Genomic DNA, 21,175 nt, shown 5'->3' on the forward strand with positions numbered 1-21,175 from the left:
CCACCCGATGAGAATGCCTGGGTGAAGCTCTGCGAGAAGAGCGCGCAGACAGAGAACAAGGAAATCTGCCTCACCCACCACGAGCGGCTGGACGGCAATTCCGGCATCGTGCTTGTCGCCGCCGCCATCCGCAGGGTTGAGGGCGACCCGAAGGAGCAGATCCTCGTCAGGCTGCCGACCGCCATCGCGCTGGCGATCCCCGCGGGTGTGCAACTTCGCATCGACGAGAACGAGCCGCTCGCGCTGAAATATACGCTCTGCTACGCCACGAGCTGCCAGGCCGAGACCGAAGTGACGCCGGAACTGATGAAGAGCATTCGCAGCGGCAAGCAGATGGTGGTCGCCGCCGTCAACTTGCAGCGGAAGGCGATCGGCTTCCCGGTGCCGCTGGCAGGCTTCAGCAAGGCCTATGACGGGCCTCCGGTCGACAACGCCAAATATCAGGAGGCGCGGCGCCAGCTCATGGAGATGATCCGCAAGCGCCAGGCCGAGCTCGCGAGCAAGGCCGCCGAGGCGCAGGATAAGAAGGGTCAAGCGCAGGCGGGCGCACCGGCCCCCGCTGCCGGCGCACCGGCTCCGGTCCCGGCACCGGCAACGCCCTAAGTTAGATCTCGATCACGACCCAATAAAAAAAGGCCGCGCCTCTTGAGGTGCGGCCTTTGGCTTTAAGGGGTGCGGGTTAAGCGGCCCGCGGGAGCCTCAATGTTCCTGCAGGAAGCGGTAGCGAAACACGCCGTCGCACAAATCCTCGAACAGCTCGGACACTTGCGGATGCCGCAGGGGCTCATCGGAGTTATCCGGCACGAGATTCTGCTCCGAGACATAGGCGATGTACTCGGTATCGGCGTTCTCGGCGAGCAGGTGGTAGAAGGGCTGGTCCTTGTTCGGCCTGACCTCGGCAGGAATGGAGCTGTACCATTCCTCGGTGTTGCTGAAGGCGGGGTCGACGTCGAAGATCACGCCGCGAAACGGATACAGGCGATGGCGCACCACCTGGCCGATCTGAAACCGCGCCGCGCGGACCATAGACATCCCGTAAAACCCCGTATTCATTCTTCTTTTGTCCCGATAAGATCGAAGGCCTGAAGGACTGTCAACGCGTTAAAGCTGCATCAGAACCAACGGCGGTTCGACCACATGAACTGCTCGGGATTCTCCCTTATCCAGACCTCGAATTGGCGCTGAATTGCGGCGGTGATGGAACGAATATCCTCCGCCTGGTTCTGCGTGCGCGGGATCCTGAGCTCATTGACGTTAACGTCGAACACGGCGCGCTTGCCGATGCGGACGCAGCGCCCGATCCAGATGCGGGCGCCGACCCGCCGCGCGATCATCGCGGCGATGGGCATGCTCTTCGCGGGATAGCCGAAGAACGGCACCGCGACGCCGGTGCCGTCGTATAGATCGGAGATGAATCCGAGGCGCCCACCCTGGCGGACATAGTCCATGATCAAGCGGGCGGTCTTCTGCGTCTCGTCGACGCCCGCCGTTCGCCCGCGCCCGAACAGGCCGCCCGGATAGAGATCCTTGCGCTGGGCGCGCAGATAGCGGTCGACATAGGGATTCTTGACCTGCCGGTAGACGCCCGCCGGCGAGACCCCGGCGAGCATGACGGGCCACATGCCAAGCTCCCAATTGCCCATATGCATGGTCACGATCAAGACGGGGCCCATCTTTTGGTTGTAGCGGCCGATCCAGTGGCCGTTGGTCACGTGCAGGCGTCCGGGATCTTTGAGGATGCGGTCGATATTCATCGTCTCGACCATGACGCGCCCGAGATTGTCCCAGGCGGCGAGCGCGATACGTTCGCGCTCCTCGGGCGTCTTCTCCGGAAACGCGCGCTCCAGATTCATCAAAGCCCGCTTGTGACGGCGGTTGCGCTTGCCGAGGAAGCGCCAAGCCTTGGCCGAGATGCTGCCGCCGAGATCGACCGGGAACAGGCGCACGAAGCCGATCAGAATCCGCAAGCCCGCATATTCGAGCCGGTAGCGAAGATCGCGCAGCAGCGAAGGTTTGATAGGTGGAGGAGCCAGGTGAGAAATCTCTAGCTGAAAGGGTTTAAGGGGAAGACCGCGCGGTCGGCCGTTTCGTGGTGGCAAATGGGCGAGGGGGCGTCAAGGGTGCGGGCGATAGGCTTATCCGGCGCCACGCATGAGGCTCGGCAGCGCCGTCGGCGGCGTGAGCCCGACCCGCATGACCAGGCGCCGCAGGGGCGGCAGGGCATTCAGGCCATGCAGGACAAGTCCCCGCGCTGCCTGCAACGGCATGAAGCCTGTCAGCAAAGACCGGTTCAACAGATCGACGCCGACCGTGCGCGACATGACGTCGAGCTCGCGCGCCTTTGCATAGGCGCTGAGGGTGGCGTCACCGCCGGGATCGGCACCGCGCAGCTGCGCATCGGCGACACAGTCCGCCAAGGCTGCGGCATCGCGCAGTCCGAGATTCAGTCCTTGCGCGCCGATGGGCGGCAGGATGTGCGCTGCTTCGCCGACAAGCGCGGTGCGCTTTCCCACAAGCGACTTGGCGCTCAGTCCGGCCACCGGAAAAGAGGCGCGCGCGCCGGTCGTGCCAATGCCGCCGAGAATCCCGCCGAGGCGCTGTCCCAGCGCGGTCGCGAAAGACGCCTCGTCGGCCTGCATCAGGTGCTCGATCTCCGCCGCGCTGCCGACCCAGATCAGGCTCGAGGCGAGGGGATCGGGGAGGGGCACGGTCGTCACCGACCCGGCTTCACGGTGCAGCTCCGTCGAGATATTGCGATGCGGAAGCGTGTGGGAGAAGCTCGTGGCGATCGCGCCCTGATCGTACCGCCATTCGCTGGCCTCGATGCTTGCTGCCGCGCGGCAGACCGACCGCCTCCCATCCGCGCCGACAACCAGGCACGCCCAGGCGCCTGCGCCGCCGCTGCAGCGCAAGTCGGCATGATCTGCGCCAATCGTGATGTGCTCGACGTTCGCGGCGAACACTGCCTTCACCGTGGTGGCGGCTTTTTCGTAGAGCGCCGCCACAAGGGCGGTATTGGCGATGTTGTAGCCGAAGGCGTCGAGACCTAGCTCCTTTGCGGCGAATTCGATCTCCGGCGCGCGCAGCAGACTCTTGGAATCGTCGATGATGCGGATGGCTTCGAGAGGTGCGGCCTCGGCCGCGACGCCCTCCCAGACGCCTAGTCGCTTCAGGAGATCGACCGAGCTCGTTAGCAGCGCCGCCGTGCGCGTATCACCGGGGGCGGTTTGCGGCTTCGCAGGCGCGGGCCCGATCAGCGCGACCTCGGCGCCGATACAGGCGAGGCAGAGCGCGGCGGCGATCCCCGCAGGACCCGTGCCCACCACGGCGGCGGCAGCTTGAACGATGGAATTCTGGCTCGATGGCATGCCGCTCAAAAGCTCATTCACGTTCACAGCAAACCGCCAGACGAGACTTCAGTCTCTGTGGATCGTTGCGTTTGAGCAACAGCCAAACGTCAAATATGAGACCGTGATGGTGCTGTCACGAGAACGTCATGGCTGGCCCAATAAAACGCAAGGGTAGGCCGCATTGGCCGGCAAGCCTTGACGTTCGGTGCACAAAAAGAAGCGTCAAATTTTACCGTGGAGAGGGTCATGATCGGGGGACGAAGTGGGGCTGCGAGCCGTTATTTACTCGCGGGGGCCAGCGCAATTGCGATTTGGGCATCGACCAGCTCAGTTGCCGGTGCGGCAGACGTGCAGCAACTAGAAGCCGCAATGCAGGCCATGCAGGCACAGATGAGAGCTCTGCAACAAGAGGTTGCGGAAGCGAAGGCCGCGGCTGCAGCCGCAAAGGCCACGGCCGGAAGCGGGGACGGCGGCGACGCGCTCGATCTCAAGGTCAAATGGAAGGGGGCGCCGGAACTTTCCAGCGCCGACGGCAAATTCAAGTTTAAAGTTCGTGGCCGCATCATGACCGATTACAACGGAATCGATCAAGATGAGGGGATTACCGGCGAAGGCGACATCAGCGCGGTTGAGCTCCGCCGAGCGCGGCTCGGCGTCGAAGGCGTGCTCTTCTCGGACTGGAAGTATAAGTTCGAGATCGACTTCGCCGGCGATGAGACCGAAATTAAGGATGCCTATCTTGCGTATGACTTCGGCAAGTTCGAGGTTCGGGCCGGTAACTTTTATACGTTCAACTCACTCGAGCAGGTTACCAGCTCACGCTTCATTACGTTCATGGAGCGGGCAGCCTTCACCGAGGCCTTCTTCCTGGACCGACAGATCGGCGCGGCCCTCCTCGGCGGTGGCGAGCATTGGTCGTTGCAGACGGGTGTTTATGGCGCCCCTGCCGGAGAGCAGGAGACGTTCTGGACGGATGAAATGGCCGCTACGGTCCGTGGAACTGTTGCCCCCATCAACAACGACACCTCGGTGCTGCATATGGGTGCGAGCTACCGGCATCGCGACGCCGGAGAGCTGAGAGGATCGGGCGACACCGATCTGTTTGAGTATCGTGCGCGGGCTGCCGATCTGCATCTCGCCGACCGCTTCGTCGATACGCCGGATATCGGCGAATCCGACGACTTGTTCGTCCTAGAAGGCGCCTTCGTCTACAAATCCTTCTCGGTGCAAGGCGAATATGCGCAACTCAGGACCGACGTTGCTCCGAGCATAGCGGACCTGCGTCCGACCTATGATGGTTGGTACGTGGATGCGAGCTTGTTCTTGACGGGCGAGATGCGGAATTACGAGGCCGATGCAGGCGAGTTTGGTCGCACCAAGGTCAAGAACCCCGTTTACGGGGGTAGCGGTGGCTGGGGCGCCTGGCAGATCGCCGGCCGCTACGACGTCGTCGATCTGAGCGACGATGCTGCTGCCATTACACTTGCCGGTGTCTCGTGCTCCGAATGCGGCGAGCAGAAGACCTGGCTCATCGGCGTGAATTGGTGGCTGACGGACTATACGGCCTTGAAGCTGAACGTGACCCAATCCGAAATCGAGGGTGGGTTCAACGACGGCGCCGAGATCACGGGTGTCGGCATGCGCGCCCAGGTCGACTGGTAATCGCCGACCTTTCATTGCCAAAGGCTCTTCCTCCCCAAGAGCCGAGCATGGGGCCGCCCTCACTTGGGGCGGCCTTTTTTTTGCGCTGCGTTCTCCGCAAACAAAACAACTCACCGAGGCGATCCGCCTCGATGAGCTTCAGGTCTTTCGAGAAAAGGCTTGAGTTAGCGAGCGGACGTTGAAAACGTCTGTCGTCTTGAACTTGTCGAGCCCGGTCTTGAGCATATCGACGGCGCCGTTGACGCCGTCATAACCCTTGACCTCGACGACTTTCCGACCATCGGGAAGCTTCTTGTTGACCGCAAAGAACTGCTCGATGCGCGCGCGTTCGATGGCAGGCAGGTCGTCGATGGTCTTGATCTCGTCATAGGTCGGGTCGACCTTCGAGATCGGAACCGCCACGATCTTGTCGTCGACGTCGCCGCCATCGATCATTTTTAGAAGCCCGATCGGCGGCACCCGGATGAACGCTCCCGGGTTGATCGGCTGGCGCGTATCACCAAGGCATCAAGCGGGTCGCCGTCCGGTCCGACAGTGCTCGCGATCGAGCCGTAATTTGTGGGATAGACGACCGGCATCGATTGAAAGCGGTCGACGAAGAGATGTCCTGTTTTGCCGTCGATCTCGTATTTGGTGAAGGTACCGGCGGGAATCTCGATCACAACCTGAACGTCGGTTGGATCGCCGGATTGCGGAAGGCGACGGGATTGACGTACTCGGCAAAGCTTGGCCCGGCGGCCAGACGATCACCGCGACGGCAGCGCTTAAGGCGTAATTCTTCTTCAGTCCGCAGTCCCCTCTAGTGGTGCAAAAACGCAAAAATCGTAGGGACGCGGGATGACCGGACGATAACAGTGACGGGTTGAAGCCCGCCCCCCTGTTGCGGCGGCGCAACAGCGCAACCGAAACGGTTCGGCTTTCTCGAACTGTAACAGGCCGTTAAGCGGATGACACACAAGCTTGCAATAGAAAGGCCACGCAGCCAATCTTGAGGCGAGCGGAGAGTATCCATGAGCAGGCGTATTGGGTTTGTCGCGGGCGTGATGGCCGTGCTGTCAACGGCGGCGTCTCCCGTGCTCGCCTTCCAGGAGACGCCTGTTCCTCCGCCGGCAGAACAAGCCCCAAGCAAAGACGAAAAGCCTCTGGTGCCGCCGATGAAGCTCGGCGATCCGTCGACCGCGGAACAACAGCCCGCGGCGAAGAAAAGGGGGTTCGGATTCGGCCTCCTGCCCAAGATGGATTTCGGCCTGGATCTGCTCTACGGCGCCGCGCAGCAGAAGCAGCAATTGGAGATGCAATCCACACCCTCCCTCGAAACGGATCAGGATCTCTCCGTCGTGGGCAAGGTGAAGCGCCGCTTCTAGACGCTGCCGAGCCACAGGCCTGTGAGGCCGGCCTTGCGCCGGGGCATCGATACCGGGGGGTCCCATCGCTCGTCATCCTCCGACCCAGCGTCTCGCAGCAGCCTTGGTGCACATGCTCACGGCCTCCGGCGCAGCCTTCGCGCTGCTCGCATTGCACGAAGCGCATTTGGGCGACTGGCACAGGATGTTCGCCTGGCTCGGGGTGGCTCTCCTCATCGATGCCGTGGACGGACCGTTGGCGCGTCGCGTCGGGGTCGACACCGTCCTCCCGCGCTTCAGCGGCGTGCGCCTCGATCTGATCGTGGACTACCTCACCTATGTCGCGGTTCCAGCCTTCGCTCTCAGCGAAGCGGACCTTCTGCCGGAAGCCTTTAGGCTGCCTGCCGCGATCGCCATCATGGTATCCAGCCTGTTCCATGTTGCCGACCGCGCCAGCAAGACGGAAGAGGGATATTTCGTCGGCTTCCCCGCGATCTGGAACATTGTTAGCCTTTACCTATTTGCACTCGGGTTCCCGCCGTTCCTGGCGCTGGGCGTGGTCGCACTTCTCATCCTCGCCACTTTCGTGCCGGTCCTATGCCTGCATCCCTTCCGCGTCACGCGGTTGCACGTTCTCACGACCATGGTCACGCTGGTCTGGGCCGCCGCCGCCGCCGCCGCCGTGCTGCATTCTTTTCCATCGCCGCTTTGGATCAAGCTTGCGCTGCTCGCGACGGCTTCCTACCTGATCGGCGTCGGGCTTATTCGCTCGCTGTTCCCGGCGAGCGAAGAAGCCCGACCTTAGCCATGGACCCCGCTCTGCCGCTGCGCTATCAGCTCCCGCTGAATTTCAACCCGCCGATAACCCCCGTACAGATCCGACATGCTCGAATGGCTTACCGATCCGCAAATCTGGGCGAGCTTCCTTGCGCTGAGCGCCATGGAGATCGTGCTCGGCATCGACAACGTCGTTTTCATCTCAATCCTGGTATCGCGCATGCCGCAGCAGCAGCGGCTCATGGCGCGCCGGATCGGTCTAGGCCTCGCCCTCGTTTTCCGCGTGGCGATGCTCGGGACCATCGCCTGGATGATTCACTTGAAGACGCCGGTTTTTTCGGTATTCGGCCAGGGGTTTTCCTGGCGCGATCTCATTCTCATCGCCGGCGGCTTGTTTCTGCTCGTGAAAGGCACGCGCGAAATCCACATCGGGATCGAAGGGGATGAGGAGGAGGTGACGCCGGGCAAGGTCGCCAGCAACACCATGACCACGGCAATCATTCAGATTGCAATCATCGACCTCGTGTTTTCCGTGGATTCGATCATCACAGCAGTCGGCATGGCAGACCACATCGAAGTGATGGTGGCGGCGGTGATCGTCGCCATCGCGGTGATGTATTTGGCGTCGGAGCCCGTCGCCGCCTTTATCGAGCGGCATCCCACGACCAAGATGCTGGCGCTTTCTTTCCTTCTGCTGATCGGGGCGGCGCTGATTGCCGACGGCTTCCAGTTCCACATCCCGCGCGCCTACATCTACTTTGCCATGGCGTTCTCGGCTGCCGTGGAGGTGGTCAACGTCCTTGCCTCGCGTAATAGACGCAAGACAAAACCGGCGCCGAAAAAAGGTTAACCCGCGCTCAAACGTTCTGCACTGAGTTCGCCGGCCTTCGATCTTAACTTTGTCACTCAATTCCCTTTGCTTAGCCTAAAATTGACCTGATTTAGACCGCGCTATCGGGGTTTGGTGTGACAAATAAGCGACGAAGGGGAAGCAATGAACATCACAACAATCCTCGTGGCTGGGGCGCTAACCGCCGCCGCCACGGCCGCGACGGCCGAATCCGTCTCGCTCGCCGGAGACGAACTTCGTTCGGCAGTGGTCGGCAAGACTGTCTTTCTGAATGTTTCCGGCTTTGAGCTTCCCATCAAATATGCCGCCAATGGGCGCATGACCGGCAAGATGAGCACGGTGGCCGCGAGCTTCTCGCGGGGAGACGGTGCGGCGGACAGCGGCAAATGGTGGGTCGACGCCGATCAGCTTTGCCAGAAATGGTCGAGCTGGATGGAAGGCAAGTCCTACTGTTACAAGCTCACCCGCAACGGAAATGCGGTGCGCTGGGTGCGCAACGACGGCCGTTCCGGCACCGCGCGCATCAGCGGTTAAGCGGACTTCTTAGCTTCGTTTGCGACGTGGAGGGCCGTCCTCGGGCGGCTCTTTCCTTTTGCGCGGCGCCTCCGGCATCCAGGCCGGGCGGCAAACGCTATCACGCAACCGCAAGATGCTTGCCGGTAACAGATCGTTTGGATTAGTCTGCTATCCAGTTCGCGACTGTTTTGTATCCGCGTCGGTCGTTCTTCCACCAGTGTTGCGTTCGTAGCGTGTTTGTTGCGCGCGTAGCGTATCTGTTGCGTAGGGTAGCGTTTTGCCCGCCGATTCGACGCACGTCGCGATGCTGCGCCGTGGCCCGAGGCCATGGAACATTTGGCGCGCGCAGCACCCCAACACGATCCCCTATCTCGTGGGCGTGGGGGTCAGCGTGGGCGAACGCCAAATGGGCCCCATCAATGGCGGTCCCATCAATTTGTCCGCCGCACGGCTCCGCAAGGCGTCTCTTCGCTTCGCAAGCCTGACTGCGGCCGATCTCGCAGGGGCGGATGTGTCCGATGCGGATCTTGGCGGCGCGCGCCTGGATGGCGCCAACTTCAGGGGTGCGGATCTGAGCCGGGCGATCCTCGACCGCGCCGACTTTGCCGGCGCCTGCCTCATCGAAGCCAATCTCTGCGGAACTCAGCTCATCGAGGCGCGCAACCTGACGCAGGAGCAGATCAACTCTGCCTTGGGCGATGCCTTTACGCGGCTGCCCTCACATCTCACGCGGCCCCACGCCTGGGCGCTTTGCCAAGATATGCGGCCGGATGCTGAAGATGTCTTCCACTTGCGCAGCCTGGCGCGCAACCCGACGCCGATGCCGCGTCCCGTCGAGCGGGTGTCCTGGCTCGTGGGCGGCCCGGGCGTCGTAGCAGGAGAGTAGGGCTTGCGCGGCCGCGCTACCGCCGGCGTCCGCCGTCATCCTTGGGCTATCTTTGATGTCGCCCAAAGTGAGCGCGCAGGCGAGGCGTGACCCATAAGCGATGGGTTCTCACTCAAGATGTGTCCAACTGTAACGCGGGCAGGGCGCGGGTAATTGATCGAGGTCAATCACGCCGGTCCGTACATGCGGCTCCGAAAGATGTTCGGCGTGGTGGATGAGTGACGGCCGCTAATTCAGGCTCGGACTCCGAAACAGAATGAGATCGGTGAACTTGCGATCAGTTAAGCCGAGGTCGGGTTGAAGTTCCAGGATAGGGCGAAAGCCAAGCCCGATATTCTCCATATCGCAGAACCAAGAGAAATGCTGGTTCAGAAGCGCGACAAATTTTTCCTGAGGAGTACCGTAACGCTCCAAGAGCACAGGAGCCACCTCGAGTTGCCAGACGGCTTTGCCGAGCTGGAGACTTTTGGAAGCGCCGTGGAGGACATTGGCTTCAAAGCCCTATACCATCGACTTTGATGAAACGAATGTCCTCCGGGGGCACGCCCTGCTCCTCCATCCAGGCATCAAGGCTTGTGACGCCGCACGCAACAGTGTCGCTGTCCGCACGCGTCGCCATGTCGTGCCGCGCCATGCCGCTGCGAAGGCGTATCCAACCGGATGATGTTGCGGCACCCACGGCGAGATTCCTGCGGTCATGCGGTTGCCGAGCCCGTTTGCTTCGACGCTCGCTTGCAAGCAGGCGAAATTTTTCGGCTCCGGCTCGAAAGCGTGAACATGGGTGAATTGCCGCATCATCGCGCGCGGAACGCTCGTCAGCCCGATATTGGAGCCGATGTCGAGCATGATCCCAGCACCAGATAGGAACGACAGCACGGAGATGATCCGAAGGTGACGCTCGGGTGCGCGCAGATTTTTTCGACGTAGCCATCGCCGTTTGCGACGCACACCTCGGGAGCGAAACATGTCAAGCAACCAAGTTCGGAGCTGACGCGTGAAAGCTCCCTTCATTGATACGCAGGGTGAGATCAGAACCGACACATGGGGTCTCGTAGCTCGCCGTGAAATACGACGTGAAGAGGTCTATCTTCTTTCTGGAAGAGGGGCGTTCATGACTCACCCTACGCTAGGGCCAGCTGCTAAGTTAGAACAATGGACCCCGCTCGTGCCTTCCCGCCACGAGAAAATTTGATCAGAATCAGGGATCGCCCTCTTTAACGCACGGGACCGAAGGTGACCGCCCGGAGATGACGAGCACTATGTGCCCGTCATCTCCCCATGATCACGCATGCGAGCGGTTCTCGATTTGAGGTGGCGTTCGCCGGACAATGACCCCGGGTAAAGGTGGTCACGCGCAGAGTCCGCCTGCTCTGGGAATCCTGCGGATCGGACGCCAAGCAAAGCACGGCCACGCGAAGCTATTATTGCGCCAAATCATTCATTGGATTGTCACAAAGCCCTCCGACGCCGAACGTCGTCGGGTGCGATTTCCGATGCGGAGTTACAGCTTGCAATCGCAGGCTGGCGCAGAATCGGCGGACTGGCGGATGGGGAGGGATTCGAACCCTCGAGACGCTTGCACGCCTGCCGGTTTTCAAGACCGGTGCCTTCAACCACTCGGCCACCCATCCGATGCAGAATGTAGAGGGATATGCCGCCCAATCCACCCCCGCAAGAACGAGCGAGGAGCGCTAGATCTGGTCCGAGGCCCGGCGTCCCATGCGGCGTCGCAGCAAGCCGATCCCCACGACCAGCAGGGCGCCGCAGGCCGCTGCCGCCATCCAGACCGCATGCGCCGTCTCCGGATTGAGATGGGCGGAGGAGAGGGGGTCCTTGGCGATGATCTCACCGGCGATCCAGCCGAGCAGTGCCGCGCCGGCCCAGACCACGATGGGATATTTCTCCAGGAGCGACATGACGAGCGCCGCGCCCGCCATGATCAGTGGGATGCTGACGGCGAGCCCGAACATCAACAGCGCATAGCTCCCGCGAGACGCGACCGCGATGGCAATGACATTGTCGAGGCTCATGACGACGTCGGCGATGGCGATGATCTTGACGGCGCGCCAAAGATTGTCGACCGGCTCGATCGTCCCGGTCTTGTTGTCGTCCTCGGGGCCGAGCAGCTTGATGGCAATCCAAAGAAGCAGAACGCCGCCGATGAGCTTCACGTAGGGCATCGTCATGAGCGTGGTCACCAAGCCGGTGAACATCACGCGCAATGCGATGGCGACCACCGTGCCAAGGACGATGCCCCACATTCTCTGTTTCGGTGGGAGCTTGCGGCAGGCAAGCGCGATGACGACGGCGTTGTCGCCCGACAGGAGCAGGTCGATCCAAATAATTTGCAGGACGGCGAGCCAGAAGGCGGGATCTTCGAACGTCATGCGTGTTGCTCTGCCCCCCGCTAAGCGCCAACCGGGCAGAGCCGGCGGCGGTGCTTACCCTGTGCCGCCGAAAACGGCAAGGACAAGACGGGCATATAGGTTCTCCGGAACAGGATGGAAGGCTGCGCGCGACATCTCCGTGCCACGGTCTCACGTGGAGCGCATGGCTTAGGCGCAGGACAAGGCCGGACGGATCGCTTATGCTTCGATGCGTCAAGCAACGAATCAGGCCGCTCTGTGGCCAAAGAAGGGGGGGCGAAACGATGCCAGCTTTCGATCCAATTGTGGTCAATCCACTCATCGCACTGATTGCGGGGATTCTTATCTTGTTGATGCCGCGGCTGCTGAATTACGTGATCGCGATTTATCTCATCGCCATCGGAATCATTGGTCTCGCCCACCATTTCCAATAGGGCCAAGACGATTGTTTGCGAAATTCGAGTTTTGCCGGGGAATTATTGCCAAGGAGCCGCTGGAGCCGGGTTCTCCGATAGCCTATAGTTCAAACATTCACGGTTAGAGGCGAAGGAGGGGCTGTCCGCTGGGCGCGCGGGGTGCAGTTCTTGCTACATCCGTCCGGCTATTGGGGACCCCTGCTCCCTGGGCGAAGTTCGTTACGCTTCGCGGTCGTACGCAGTAGGTAGGCGGTGGGGAAGGTCTTGTGGGGCCGGCCGCATCAGGAGGGATGAGAATTCCAATGTCGGAATTGTGGCGGAAGCCACTGCTGCTCTGTCTGATGTCGTGCCTCGTCCTGGCGGCGCTCGCCGGCTTCGGTATTCATGCGGCGTTCGCGTTGGATCTCGTTGCCGGCGAAGAGCCCTCTTCGACAAATCTGCAGTTCGCCGCTGCCTCGGACGGAGACGCCTCGCATAAGACTTATGTTTGGGCCGCCACGCGGAGCAGCGACAGCCTGAGGCTGCGCGGCTCGGTTCCTTCGGAAGACGATCGCCGCACCATTCTGGGCATGGTGAAGGCGCACTTTCCCGACCTTCAGGTCGAGGACCGGCTCAAAGTCGTCGCAGGGTCTCCACCGAAGGAGCAATGGCTGGGCGCCATGAGCTTCAGCCTGAAGCAGCTATCTCATTTGAAACACGGCTCGGCGCGGCTCCTCAACGTGGGCCTGAAGTTGAGCGGCGAAGCCTTGAGCGCTAACGACTATGCCGAGATCAAGAAGGCCCTCAGCGGACCGCTACCGACCGGCCTCAGCATTATCAGCGAAAGCATACGGCCCCCCTTCGTCGATCCTTTTGTCTTCGTTGCAACGCTTGGCGAGAACTCGCTCAGCCTTTCGGGGAGCGTGCCGAGCGAGGACGCGCGAAAGCATGTGCGTGAGCTGTCGCGCCAGCTCTTCACGCGCCCTGGCCTCGGGGACAAGCTCCAGCTTGCATCGGGCGCTCCCAAGGGATGGGACAATGCGGTCGACGCGGCATTACGGGCGCTCAGTCAACTGGAATCGGGCAAGGTCTCGCTGTCCGGCCTCGCTGTCACCATCGATGGCGTTGCCCGCGACGAGCGCACCGCCACCACGGTCTCCTATCAACTGAAGCGCGACATGCCGGAGCTCTTCTCGACCTCCGAGAGCATTCGCTGGAAGACGGCGGCGCCCAGTACCGACACGATCGAGCAGATTATCCCGCGCATCAATGATCTGGCGCGGAGCGAGAGTGAGCTGACGAAATTTCAATTGCCCTTGCTCGAGCACCAATGACGCGCGCCGTCCTCGCCGACATGTGGCTCTATTTCACCATCGTATTTGCGGTCGGCTTTGCGCTGGGCTGGATCAGGCGCTGGCCGGTGCGGTCCTGAGCCGAAAAAGGCACAACCCACGATGAGCAACTTTGCGCTCAGCACCTGGGTGCTGCTCGTTTTTGTCTTTGCCGCGGGGCTGGCACTAGGCTCCCTTGCGCGCTCCCGCTACGAGCGGAAGAAGCAAACCTCTAACTGAGCACTAGTCGTTGGCGGCGAGAAACATCTCGATCGCCTCCACGCTGTCGCGATCGCGCAAGAAGGGCGCATGTCCCTGGCCGGGCACCGTGACCGTGCGCAGGTTCGGGTGCCGCTCCACCATGGCGCTCACGGTCTCCGCACTCAGCAGATCCGAGTTGGCGCCGCGGAGCACGAAGGCCGGGAACTGCTGTAGAGCGGTGAATTGCGGCCACAGGGCCGGCGCCGGCCGTCGCAGATCGACGCCGCGAAAAGCGCGCCCAATCTTGGGATCGTAGCCGCGCGCGGGCCGGCCCTTCCGCTCATTGAAGAGATCGTGCGCGATCTCCTCCCATTGCGCAGCTGCGATGGCTGAGAAGGCGCGCCCGTTCATCTCGCGTAACTGCACGACCGCGTCGTCCCAGGTTCGCGGCACCGGCATCTTCCCGACATAGCCCATGATGCGCGCGAGCCCCCGCGTCTCCATCACCGGGCCGATATCGTTGAGCACAACCACGCCCATGGCGGTTGGGCGCAACGCTCCCATCATCATGGCGACGATGCCGCCTCTCGATGTGCCGACGATCGCGGCTTGGTGGAGTCCTACGATCGCCATGAAATCGAGCGTGTCGCGCAGCTCGATCAGCGGCGTGTAATTGTGCCAGTGCCGGTCGAATTGCGAGGCGCCGCGGCCGCGAAAGTCGAGGCAGTAGACATCGCGCGGCCGTTCCGGGTGCGTGGAGAGATACCAAGCGAGCGTGTGAAAGTCCTTGCTGTTGCGGGTGAGGCCGGGAAGACAGACCACGCTGCGGGCTGTTGCACCCCGCGCGGGATAATGCCGCGCATAGAGGCGGAGATCGTCGAAGGACGCGTAATGGATGTCACGCCAGAGCTCGTCAGCAAGAGCGGGCATCGTCGTGAGCTGGGCCTTGGGAGTTGTCGAGACCAGATGTAGCGGGGCAATTCCCCACGATCGGCCGCAGTGTTGAGCAAACCGTGCGGCGGGGCAAGCCCAAGCTGGGCGCAGCCGTCTGGCGTTATTCCGGCTTCGCCACCGCGGAGGCCTGCTGCGCCGTGGCCGAGGGGTGCATGAAGCTCCTGCCGCGGTTCAAATCCTGCACGAGCTGTAGCGCACCCACGGGGCCCGAAATCCTGGAGCGGTAGAGCTGGAGGCTCTCCATGATCTTGATGACGTATTCCCGCGTCTCCGTGAAGGGAATGCGCTGCACCCAATCGATGGGATCGACCTCCGGGTCGCGCGGATCGCCGAATTCCTTGGTCCAGTCCCGCACGCGGCCGGGGCCGGCATTGTAGGCGACAAGTGCGAGGATGTAGGAGCCGGAATAGTTGCTCACGAGATCGTTCAAATGCGCTTCGCCCAGTTGCACGTTATAGGCGGCGTCGGTGAGCTGCGAGGCTGCGTATTTGACCTTGTACTGCTTGGCGACAGCCTTCGCGGTCCCCGGCATCAACTGCATGAGGCCGCTTGCCCCGACCGGGCTTTTTGCGCCGGCATTGAATTCGCTCTCCTGTCGCGACAGCGCATGCACGAGCGCGGGGTCGAGACGCTGCGAGAGGAGGCTCTTGAATTGCGGAATGCCTCCGAGGGGAAGAGCGTAGTCGCCGACCGGAAGATCGCGGTTGAACGCGATCTTGGATAATCGCAAGCCGAGCTGGTTCTGGCCCGTTGCCTTGGCGAGCTCGGCGAGGAGCACGACTTCGGCCGGGTTCGTAAGCTTGCGCGAAAGCGCCAGGAAGAATTGCGGCACGTAACCGCCAAGGCCGGCCACTTCTGCGATGCCGATGGCGCGAACCGCATAGCGCGCGAGGAACTGGTCGAGGTCGGCTTGTGTCGGCAGCGGCGTCGCCGTCACTTCAAGCCGCGCGGGCTTCACGTCGAGGGCCTGACGCCCCAGCTGTCCGAAGAAATATTGCGGATATTTCGCAGCGCCATGGAAGTGGATGATGGCGGCGCCTTGATTGCCGAGGGCGAGCGAGGTGCGGCCGAGCCAATATTCGCCGAGCGCAATGCTCTTCGAGCTCGTGGCGGATTTGCGCAGCGCCGTGAAATGCGTGTTTGCCGTCTGCGGATCGTTGAGAAAACGCAGAGCGATCCAGCCGGCGAGGAACTCCGCCTCGATATAGGCATCGCCCGAGACGAGGCCATGCTTGGCCGCGATCTCGTAGGCGACTTTTGGCTCGCCGAGATTGAGCGCCGAGCGGCAATGCACGCGCCGCTCCACCCACCAAGTGTTCAGGTCGAGCAGGACGTTGGGTTCGCTCGGCGCATCGAGCAGCATCTTCCAGGCTTCCTCGTCGCGGTCCTTGCGCCGAAGCCACTGAATGCGATTGAAGAGGAGGCCAACGTCGCCGCTGGTCGCGCTTGCCGGCAATGCGGCGAGGAGCTTGCCGGCGTTTTCGCCCCGCTTCATCACCGCAATGCGTGCCGCCACCTTTTTCTGCTCCTCGGTGGGGAGAAGCTTGGAGGCGCGGAGCGCAGCATCGATCGCCTTCTTGTCGTCGGGATACAGCAGGCGGTCGACCCGGGCCTTGTGATGCTCACGGGTGAGCATCGAGCCGAAGCGGTCGAGGATTTTCTTTTCGATGTCGGCGTTAAGCTGGTGATCCCGCCAAGCGGAAATCACGAGTTCGCGCGCCGCGGCCTCATCGCCATTACCCTTCAAATGCGCGCTGGCTAAAGCAGCCTTTCCGGCCCCTGTCTGCGGCGCAGAGGTGGCGAAGAAGGCCTTGATCTTGTCGACGTCGGTGTCTTGCAGAAAAAGCAGCGCCTCGGCCCGCTCGCGCAGATCGTCCTGGCCAGGCCATTCTTCATGCGTGCGGCGGAACTCTTCGATCGCGACAGGATCCGGCGCCCGACTGCCGCTGCGATATTCGAGCCAGGTGGCGAGGGTGCGGGCGGCTGGGTCCTTGATCTGCGCGATGGATGCTGCGGCCGTAGCGCCGTCGCCTCTGGAGCTTGCGCGGACCGCGGCCCTGAAATTGCTCTCGTCGCCACTGCTGAGTTGGTAAGCGAGAAGCGGCTGCAGCAGCGCTGCAAAATCGATTCTCGGCTTCGGTGTGTCGGTGACCGCGCCCTTCACGGCATAACCGGGACTCGCTGCGGCGCGCTTGGGATTGGGATCCGGCCAGGGAATGTCTACGAGAGGCGCCGCAGCCTCGATCGCGGCAGCAGCTTCCTCGGCGGGCGCCGCGGCCTGCTTCGATTGCTCCGCCGGGAGGGCTTTGTCGCTCTGCGGCAGCGCGGCAGTGGTCTCCGCTCTGCTCGGATTTTTATCGGGAAGGGGAACGAGCTTGTCCGCCGCCGCGACCACGCCGGGAGCGAGGCAGGCGAGCGAGGCAAACAATGCTAGGACGTTCACTCTACAGCGTTTCATGCTCGTCGATCGGTACCGGTTACGGCCTGGCTAAGACTGATCAGGACGTCCCCCGAGCCGGGGAGCCGCGACGAAGGTTGCACTGTAACGTGCTTGAATTGAACAATGTCTAAAAGAATCAGGCGGAAAGATGACTGGAAGCCTTGGCTTTCCACGCCTGCGTGTCGGTTGGACACAACCAAACGGCGCAGAATCATCCGCGATTTGGCAAGCCCATCACGCGACAGGCTGTGGAAAACTCCAGGCGGCTCCAGCCGGCCTCGACGGTGAGAGGCTCCGCCCAAGCTTGCCGCCCATACCGCAAAACCCTATTGTCCGCGCTCGCTTTCTTGACCGACCCACCCGCCGCGCACACAAGACCTGGGAGCCTGCGCCCCGTGCCCATGCCGCCGTTTAAAGGCTCCATCACCGCGCTGATTACCCCGTTTAAGAACGGCAAGATCGACGCCAAGGCCTTCCAGGCACTTGTCGAGTGGCAGATCGACCAGGGCACCCACGGGCTCGTTCCCGTGGGAACCACGGGGGAATCCCCGACACTGTCGCACGAAGAGCACAAGCGGGTGGTCGAGCTTTGCATCGAGGCTGCCGCGGGCCGCGTGCCCGTGATCGCGGGCGCCGGATCGAACGCCACGGCGGAAGCGGTCGAACTCACGCGACATGCGAAGGAAGCGGGCGCCGACGGCGCGCTCGTTGTAACGCCCTATTACAACAAGCCGACGCAGGAAGGGCTCTACCTCCACTACAAGGCCATCAATGACGCGGTCGCCATTCCGATCATCATTTACAATATTCCCGGGCGCAGCGTCGTCGACATGACCACCGACACCATGGCGCGGCTCTTCAAGCTCGCGAATATCGTGGGCGTGAAGGATGCGACCGCCAATCTCGCGCGGGTGAGCCAGCAACGCGCAGCGTTGGGCCACGATTTCATTCAGCTCTCGGGCGAAGACGCAACCGCGCTCGGCTTCATGGCGCATGGCGGCCATGGCTGCATCTCGGTCACGGCGAATATCGCGCCAGCACTATGCTCGGAGTTTCAGCTTGCCTGCCTTGGCGGCAACTACAAGCGCGCGCTCGACCTGCAGGATCGCTTGATGCCGCTGCACGACGTTTTGTTCGTGGAGTCCAATCCGGTGCCGGTCAAATATGCCGCCGAGAAGCTGGGCCTCTGCGCAAGCGAGACCCGGCTGCCGCTCGCGCCGCTCAGCGCGAATGCTCGCAAGAAGGTCGACGAGGCGCTCGCTTCCGTCGGTCTTGCGCACGTCTAATTCAGCGGTGATGTGATGGCTCCCAAAACCGGCGACGGCAAGAAAGTCGTCGCCGAGAACAGAAAAGCGCGTTTCAACTACGAGATCGAGGACAAGATCGAGGCCGGCATCGCTCTGCTCGGCTCCGAGGTGAAGTCGCTCCGGACCGGCAAGGCGACGATCGCTGAGTCTTACGCGGCGGACGAAGGCGGCGAGATCTATCTGATTAACGCCCATATCGCCGAATATGCGCAGGCTGGCCGCGCCAATCATGCGCCGACGCGACCGCGCAAGCTCCTACTGCATAAAAAAGAGATCGGCCGTCTCGCCGGCGCGATCCAGCGCCAGGGTATGACCGTGGTTCCCCTCCGGCTCTATTTCAATCATCGCGGCATCGCCAAGGTGGAGCTGGGGCTCGCTCGCGGCAAGAAGCTGCACGACAAGCGCGAGACCGAGAAGAAGCGCGACTGGCAGCGGCAAAAGGGCCGTCTCATGCGCGACAAGGGGTAGGGGGTGTCTTACGACCCCGCAGCCGCTCACCTTCGGCCGGGGATGCAGCTCCCGGACATGACCCTCGCCGCAACCGACGGCGGCGCTGTCTGCGTTGCGGCGTTAAGGGGACGCAGCGTCCTCGCCGTTTATCCCTGGACCGGCCCGCCGGGACTGCCGAATCCGCCTGACTGGGACGACATTCCAGGCGCGCATGGCTCGACGCCGGAGCTCGAAGGCTTCCGCGATCTCACAGCGTCCTTCGCGGCCGCAAAGGTAAAGCTGTTCGGCCTAAGCCGTCAGACAATCGACTATCAGCGCGAGATGGCGGTGAGGCTCAAGCTGCCGTTCCCAATCCTCAGCGATGCAGACGGGCGGTTCTCCGCAGCGTTAGGCCTTCCAAGCTTCGCGACCGGCGGTGAGATCTATTCAAAGAGGCTGACACTCATTCTCGACAGTGGCAGCATCGAGCGCGTGTTCTTCCCCGTCGAAAATCCGGCGCTTCATGCGAGCGAGGTCCTAGCCGCGCTTCAGAGCGAGTCCTCCTCGGCGTCTTCCACCGAGTAGCCGAGACGATCGAGCGCCTCCTCGAGATAATCAGGAAGCATCGCCATCCCCATGAGATAGTCCTCGGTGCGATTGACCCGCTCGGCGCGGGCGGTCTCCAGCGCTTCATCAAGCTCGTCGGGTCCATAGGAGCCTCTGCCGATCCAGGCGAGCGCGACGAGGCTAACCTGCTCGTCTTCGTTCAGGTCCCTGATGAAACCCTTGAGCTCGGCGCGCGTTGGGTCGTCGGCGAAATCTTCAAGGATGGAGTCGGCATCGTGATCTGAGGTCGCACTGTCGTCCCAGGCGCCGACCTTCGCGCCATATTCGCGCGCCTTGACGATAACGTAGCCGACTTTGCTGGGCGAGATCTCTAAGGAGGCCATGAGGCACCTGTCCGGCAACGACGCGTAGGCGGCTTGAAGGATGCCCGACTTGGCAGGCGGCGGCAAGGCGCGTTAGCCGGCGGGAGCGGCGAGGTCTGTCACGATATCCGCGAACACAGCCTCGAACATCGCAGGCGTGAGGCGTCCTGTATTCGTATTTTGGCGCGAGCAGTGATAGCTGTCGAAGAGAATGAGGCCTTCGGGAAGCAGATGCCGTGCGCCGTGCGCAAACGGATACGCGCCGCGTTTGAGGCCGAACGCGTCGAGCGTGCTGTCATGGGCAATGCGGCCGAGGGCAAGGATCACGCGCAAGCCCGGCAAGGCCGCGAGGCGGCTGATGAGAAATTGCCGGCAGCGCCCGATCTCGACAGGAAGCGGTTTGTTCGCCGGAGGGACGCAGCGTACCGCATTACTGATCATGCAATCGACGAGGCGAAGGGCTTCCGGCGCGGCCACATCATGGGTGCCGCGCGCCAGTCCGACTTTCAGCAGCGTCCGATAAAGCAGTTCACCGGCATAGTCGCCGAGAAAGGGACGCCCGGTGCGGTTCGCGCCCTTCAGTCCCGGCGCGAGCCCGACGATGAGCAAGCGCCCATCCTCCGCTCCGAAGGATGGGACAGCGCCGTTATACCAATTCGGGTGCGCAACCTGGTTGACCTGTCGGAAGGCGACGAGGCGCGGACAGAACGGACACTCTCGGACAGGCTCCGGAGGGTCGCATTGATTCGTAGCGACGGGAGTCATCTTCCCATCACTAAGGCCGTGGCAGCGCGAGCGCTAGCCGTGCGTGGCAGGCATTCGTCCGGTCTCGATCAAATCCTCAGACTCGAACTCATCAAGCGGCTCTGGTTCAGGCCGGCGGCGCTGGCCGCGTTCGGCGGGATTGCGGCCGATCTCCTTTTCGAGATCGGCAAGGTCGATGAATTGGTCCGCCTGCCGCCGCAATTCGTCGGCGACCATCGGCGGCGTCGTCGTCAGCGTGGAGACGACACTGACCCGCCTACCCTTATGCTGCAGCGCCTCGACCAGCGAGCGGAAATCGCCGTCGCCCGAGAACAGCACCACATGGTCGAGATGGTCGGAAAGCTCCATGGCATCGACGGCAAGCTCGATGTCCATATTGCCCTTGATCTTGCGCCGGCCCGTGGCATCGACGAATTCCTTGGTCGGCTTCGTGACCATCGTGTAGCCGTTATAATCGAGCCAGTCGATCAGCGGCCGGATCGACGAATACTCCTGATCCTCTACCAGGGCGGTGTAGTAGAGCGCGCGAACGAGTTGCCCCTTGCTGCGGAAGAACAGGAGCAGGCGCTTGTAGTCGATGTCAAAGGGGAGCGATTTCGCGGTGGCGTAGAGATTGGCGCCGTCAATAAAGAGCGCGATGCGCTCGGTTGGAGAGAAATTCATTCAGGCTCCGA

23 protein-coding genes, 1 tRNA gene and 1 pseudogene are annotated in these 21,175 nt (G+C 62.3%); 12 read left to right on the forward strand and 13 right to left on the reverse strand.

What is annotated here, in order from left to right; all coding sequences use genetic code 11:
- A partial coding sequence (locus ACR2J1_RS06655) for an invasion associated locus B family protein (protein ID WP_434018554.1) occupies positions 1-603 on the forward strand: 603 nt, incomplete at its 5' end.
- A gap of 96 nt (positions 604-699) precedes the next feature.
- Here ACR2J1_RS06655 and hspQ read toward each other — a convergent pair.
- From hspQ to ACR2J1_RS06670, 3 genes are all read right to left on the reverse strand, one after another.
- Positions 700-1,032: a heat shock protein HspQ gene (hspQ, locus tag ACR2J1_RS06660; protein ID WP_434018555.1), complete on the reverse strand. Its 333-nt coding sequence runs from the start codon at positions 1,030-1,032 to the stop codon at positions 700-702.
- A gap of 80 nt (positions 1,033-1,112) precedes the next feature.
- Entirely contained in the window at positions 1,113-2,042 is a 930-nt protein-coding gene (locus ACR2J1_RS06665) for a lysophospholipid acyltransferase family protein (RefSeq protein WP_434018603.1), read from the reverse strand.
- Between the two features lie 93 nt (positions 2,043-2,135).
- The gene (locus ACR2J1_RS06670; RefSeq protein ID WP_434018556.1) at positions 2,136-3,389 is read right to left on the reverse strand and encodes an FAD-dependent monooxygenase; all 1,254 of its coding nucleotides are present in this window, start codon (positions 3,387-3,389) and stop codon (positions 2,136-2,138) included.
- A 351-nt stretch (positions 3,390-3,740) separates the two neighbouring features.
- Here ACR2J1_RS06670 and ACR2J1_RS06675 point away from each other — a divergent pair, with 351 nt between their 5' ends.
- Complete coding sequence (locus tag ACR2J1_RS06675) at positions 3,741-5,012, forward strand: OprO/OprP family phosphate-selective porin (protein ID WP_434018557.1); 1,272 nt, start codon at positions 3,741-3,743, stop codon at positions 5,010-5,012.
- A 138-nt stretch (positions 5,013-5,150) separates the two neighbouring features.
- Here the strand turns inward: ACR2J1_RS06675 and ACR2J1_RS06680 are convergent.
- A pseudogene (locus ACR2J1_RS06680) lies at positions 5,151-5,674 on the reverse strand (inorganic diphosphatase).
- 348 nt (positions 5,675-6,022) lie between these two features.
- On the opposite strand from ACR2J1_RS06680, the gene ACR2J1_RS06685 reads away from it, so the two are divergent.
- The 5 genes from ACR2J1_RS06685 to ACR2J1_RS06705 all read left to right on the forward strand — a co-directional run bounded on the left by ACR2J1_RS06685 (position 6,023) and on the right by ACR2J1_RS06705 (position 9,384).
- Positions 6,023-6,376 carry a hypothetical protein gene (locus tag ACR2J1_RS06685; protein WP_434018558.1) on the forward strand — a complete coding sequence of 118 codons (354 nt, stop codon included), beginning with the start codon at positions 6,023-6,025 and terminating at the stop codon, positions 6,374-6,376.
- A gap of 106 nt (positions 6,377-6,482) precedes the next feature.
- The gene (locus ACR2J1_RS06690; protein ID WP_434018559.1) at positions 6,483-7,160 is read left to right on the forward strand and encodes a CDP-alcohol phosphatidyltransferase family protein; all 678 of its coding nucleotides are present in this window, start codon (positions 6,483-6,485) and stop codon (positions 7,158-7,160) included.
- A gap of 78 nt (positions 7,161-7,238) precedes the next feature.
- Positions 7,239-7,982, forward strand: a complete 744-nt coding sequence (locus tag ACR2J1_RS06695; RefSeq protein WP_434018560.1) for a TerC family protein — start codon at positions 7,239-7,241, stop codon at positions 7,980-7,982.
- A gap of 144 nt (positions 7,983-8,126) precedes the next feature.
- Complete coding sequence (locus ACR2J1_RS06700) at positions 8,127-8,516, forward strand: hypothetical protein (protein ID WP_434018561.1); 390 nt, start codon at positions 8,127-8,129, stop codon at positions 8,514-8,516.
- 286 nt (positions 8,517-8,802) lie between these two features.
- The gene (locus tag ACR2J1_RS06705; RefSeq protein WP_434018562.1) at positions 8,803-9,384 is read left to right on the forward strand and encodes a pentapeptide repeat-containing protein; all 582 of its coding nucleotides are present in this window, start codon (positions 8,803-8,805) and stop codon (positions 9,382-9,384) included.
- A gap of 228 nt (positions 9,385-9,612) precedes the next feature.
- Here the strand turns inward: ACR2J1_RS06705 and ACR2J1_RS06710 are convergent, their stop codons facing one another.
- From ACR2J1_RS06710 to ACR2J1_RS06725, 4 genes are all read right to left on the reverse strand, one after another.
- Positions 9,613-9,813, reverse strand: coding sequence for a hypothetical protein (locus ACR2J1_RS06710; RefSeq protein ID WP_434018563.1), 201 nt, complete (start codon positions 9,811-9,813; stop codon positions 9,613-9,615).
- Positions 9,814-9,877: 64 nt separating this feature from the next.
- Entirely contained in the window at positions 9,878-10,003 is a 126-nt protein-coding gene (locus ACR2J1_RS06715; RefSeq protein WP_434018564.1) for a hypothetical protein, read from the reverse strand.
- Between the two features lie 922 nt (positions 10,004-10,925).
- Positions 10,926-11,015, reverse strand: a tRNA-Ser gene (locus ACR2J1_RS06720).
- Between the two features lie 60 nt (positions 11,016-11,075).
- Positions 11,076-11,771: a TerC family protein gene (locus tag ACR2J1_RS06725; protein WP_434018565.1), complete on the reverse strand. Its 696-nt coding sequence runs from the start codon at positions 11,769-11,771 to the stop codon at positions 11,076-11,078.
- A gap of 263 nt (positions 11,772-12,034) precedes the next feature.
- Here ACR2J1_RS06725 and ACR2J1_RS06730 point away from each other — a divergent pair, with 263 nt between their 5' ends.
- Together ACR2J1_RS06730 and ACR2J1_RS06735 are read left to right on the forward strand one after the other, a co-directional pair.
- Positions 12,035-12,184, forward strand: coding sequence for a DUF3096 domain-containing protein (locus ACR2J1_RS06730; protein ID WP_434018566.1), 150 nt, complete (start codon positions 12,035-12,037; stop codon positions 12,182-12,184).
- A gap of 284 nt (positions 12,185-12,468) precedes the next feature.
- A complete protein-coding gene (locus ACR2J1_RS06735) occupies positions 12,469-13,479 on the forward strand; it encodes a hypothetical protein (RefSeq protein ID WP_434018567.1) in 1,011 nt (336 codons plus the stop codon).
- 240 nt (positions 13,480-13,719) lie between these two features.
- Here ACR2J1_RS06735 and ACR2J1_RS06740 read toward each other — a convergent pair whose 3' ends face one another.
- Entirely contained in the window at positions 13,720-14,607 is an 888-nt protein-coding gene (locus tag ACR2J1_RS06740; RefSeq protein WP_434018568.1) for an alpha/beta fold hydrolase, read from the reverse strand.
- 124 nt (positions 14,608-14,731) lie between these two features.
- A complete protein-coding gene (locus ACR2J1_RS06745) occupies positions 14,732-17,089 on the reverse strand; it encodes a lytic transglycosylase domain-containing protein (protein WP_434018569.1) in 2,358 nt (785 codons plus the stop codon).
- A gap of 383 nt (positions 17,090-17,472) precedes the next feature.
- On the opposite strand from ACR2J1_RS06745, the gene dapA reads away from it, so the two are divergent.
- Genes dapA through ACR2J1_RS06760 form a run of 3 tightly spaced genes read left to right on the forward strand, consistent with a single transcriptional unit; the run spans position 17,473 to position 19,392 of the window.
- Positions 17,473-18,357, forward strand: coding sequence for a 4-hydroxy-tetrahydrodipicolinate synthase (gene dapA / locus ACR2J1_RS06750; RefSeq protein ID WP_434018570.1), 885 nt, complete (start codon positions 17,473-17,475; stop codon positions 18,355-18,357).
- A 15-nt stretch (positions 18,358-18,372) separates the two neighbouring features.
- Positions 18,373-18,846 (forward strand): SsrA-binding protein SmpB, encoded by a 474-nt coding sequence (gene smpB, locus ACR2J1_RS06755; protein ID WP_434018571.1) that lies wholly within the window; start codon positions 18,373-18,375, stop codon positions 18,844-18,846.
- 3 nt (positions 18,847-18,849) lie between these two features.
- The gene (locus ACR2J1_RS06760) at positions 18,850-19,392 is read left to right on the forward strand and encodes a peroxiredoxin (protein ID WP_434018572.1); all 543 of its coding nucleotides are present in this window, start codon (positions 18,850-18,852) and stop codon (positions 19,390-19,392) included.
- Here ACR2J1_RS06760 and ACR2J1_RS06765 read toward each other — a convergent pair.
- From ACR2J1_RS06765 to ACR2J1_RS06775, 3 genes are all read right to left on the reverse strand, one after another.
- Positions 19,356-19,757: a DUF3775 domain-containing protein gene (locus tag ACR2J1_RS06765; RefSeq protein ID WP_434018573.1), complete on the reverse strand. Its 402-nt coding sequence runs from the start codon at positions 19,755-19,757 to the stop codon at positions 19,356-19,358. The two genes, ACR2J1_RS06760 and ACR2J1_RS06765, sit on opposite strands and share 37 nt — an antisense overlap.
- A gap of 72 nt (positions 19,758-19,829) precedes the next feature.
- Positions 19,830-20,501 carry a uracil-DNA glycosylase gene (locus ACR2J1_RS06770; protein WP_434018574.1) on the reverse strand — a complete coding sequence of 224 codons (672 nt, stop codon included), beginning with the start codon at positions 20,499-20,501 and terminating at the stop codon, positions 19,830-19,832.
- 33 nt (positions 20,502-20,534) lie between these two features.
- The gene (locus ACR2J1_RS06775; protein ID WP_434018575.1) at positions 20,535-21,164 is read right to left on the reverse strand and encodes an NYN domain-containing protein; all 630 of its coding nucleotides are present in this window, start codon (positions 21,162-21,164) and stop codon (positions 20,535-20,537) included.
- Positions 21,165-21,175: the final 11 nt, after the last annotated feature.

This window comes from Methyloceanibacter sp. (assembly GCF_050999895.1).
Taxonomy (GTDB): Bacteria; Pseudomonadota; Alphaproteobacteria; order Rhizobiales; family Methyloligellaceae; genus Methyloceanibacter.

What these genes read in the sequence shown, in the direction of transcription:
- hspQ (WP_434018555.1), bottom strand. Translation starts at nt 1,032, where the DNA reads ATGTCTATGGTCCGCGCGGCGCGGTTTCAGATCGGCCAGGTGGTGCGC.
- ACR2J1_RS06675 (WP_434018557.1), top strand. Translation starts at nt 3,741, where the DNA reads ATGAGAGCTCTGCAACAAGAGGTTGCGGAAGCGAAGGCCGCGGCTGCA.
- ACR2J1_RS06685 (WP_434018558.1), top strand. Translation starts at nt 6,023, where the DNA reads ATGAGCAGGCGTATTGGGTTTGTCGCGGGCGTGATGGCCGTGCTGTCA.
- ACR2J1_RS06695 (WP_434018560.1), top strand. Translation starts at nt 7,239, where the DNA reads ATGCTCGAATGGCTTACCGATCCGCAAATCTGGGCGAGCTTCCTTGCG.
- ACR2J1_RS06700 (WP_434018561.1), top strand. Translation starts at nt 8,127, where the DNA reads ATGAACATCACAACAATCCTCGTGGCTGGGGCGCTAACCGCCGCCGCC.
- ACR2J1_RS06705 (WP_434018562.1), top strand. Translation starts at nt 8,803, where the DNA reads ATGCTGCGCCGTGGCCCGAGGCCATGGAACATTTGGCGCGCGCAGCAC.
- ACR2J1_RS06715 (WP_434018564.1), bottom strand. Translation starts at nt 10,003, where the DNA reads ATGGCGACGCGTGCGGACAGCGACACTGTTGCGTGCGGCGTCACAAGC.
- ACR2J1_RS06725 (WP_434018565.1), bottom strand. Translation starts at nt 11,771, where the DNA reads ATGACGTTCGAAGATCCCGCCTTCTGGCTCGCCGTCCTGCAAATTATT.
- ACR2J1_RS06730 (WP_434018566.1), top strand. Translation starts at nt 12,035, where the DNA reads ATGCCAGCTTTCGATCCAATTGTGGTCAATCCACTCATCGCACTGATT.
- ACR2J1_RS06735 (WP_434018567.1), top strand. Translation starts at nt 12,469, where the DNA reads ATGTCGGAATTGTGGCGGAAGCCACTGCTGCTCTGTCTGATGTCGTGC.
- ACR2J1_RS06740 (WP_434018568.1), bottom strand. Translation starts at nt 14,607, where the DNA reads ATGCCCGCTCTTGCTGACGAGCTCTGGCGTGACATCCATTACGCGTCC.
- ACR2J1_RS06745 (WP_434018569.1), bottom strand. Translation starts at nt 17,089, where the DNA reads ATGAAACGCTGTAGAGTGAACGTCCTAGCATTGTTTGCCTCGCTCGCC.
- dapA (WP_434018570.1), top strand. Translation starts at nt 17,473, where the DNA reads ATGCCGCCGTTTAAAGGCTCCATCACCGCGCTGATTACCCCGTTTAAG.
- smpB (WP_434018571.1), top strand. Translation starts at nt 18,373, where the DNA reads ATGGCTCCCAAAACCGGCGACGGCAAGAAAGTCGTCGCCGAGAACAGA.
- ACR2J1_RS06765 (WP_434018573.1), bottom strand. Translation starts at nt 19,757, where the DNA reads ATGGCCTCCTTAGAGATCTCGCCCAGCAAAGTCGGCTACGTTATCGTC.
- ACR2J1_RS06770 (WP_434018574.1), bottom strand. Translation starts at nt 20,501, where the DNA reads ATGACTCCCGTCGCTACGAATCAATGCGACCCTCCGGAGCCTGTCCGA.
- ACR2J1_RS06775 (WP_434018575.1), bottom strand. Translation starts at nt 21,164, where the DNA reads ATGAATTTCTCTCCAACCGAGCGCATCGCGCTCTTTATTGACGGCGCC.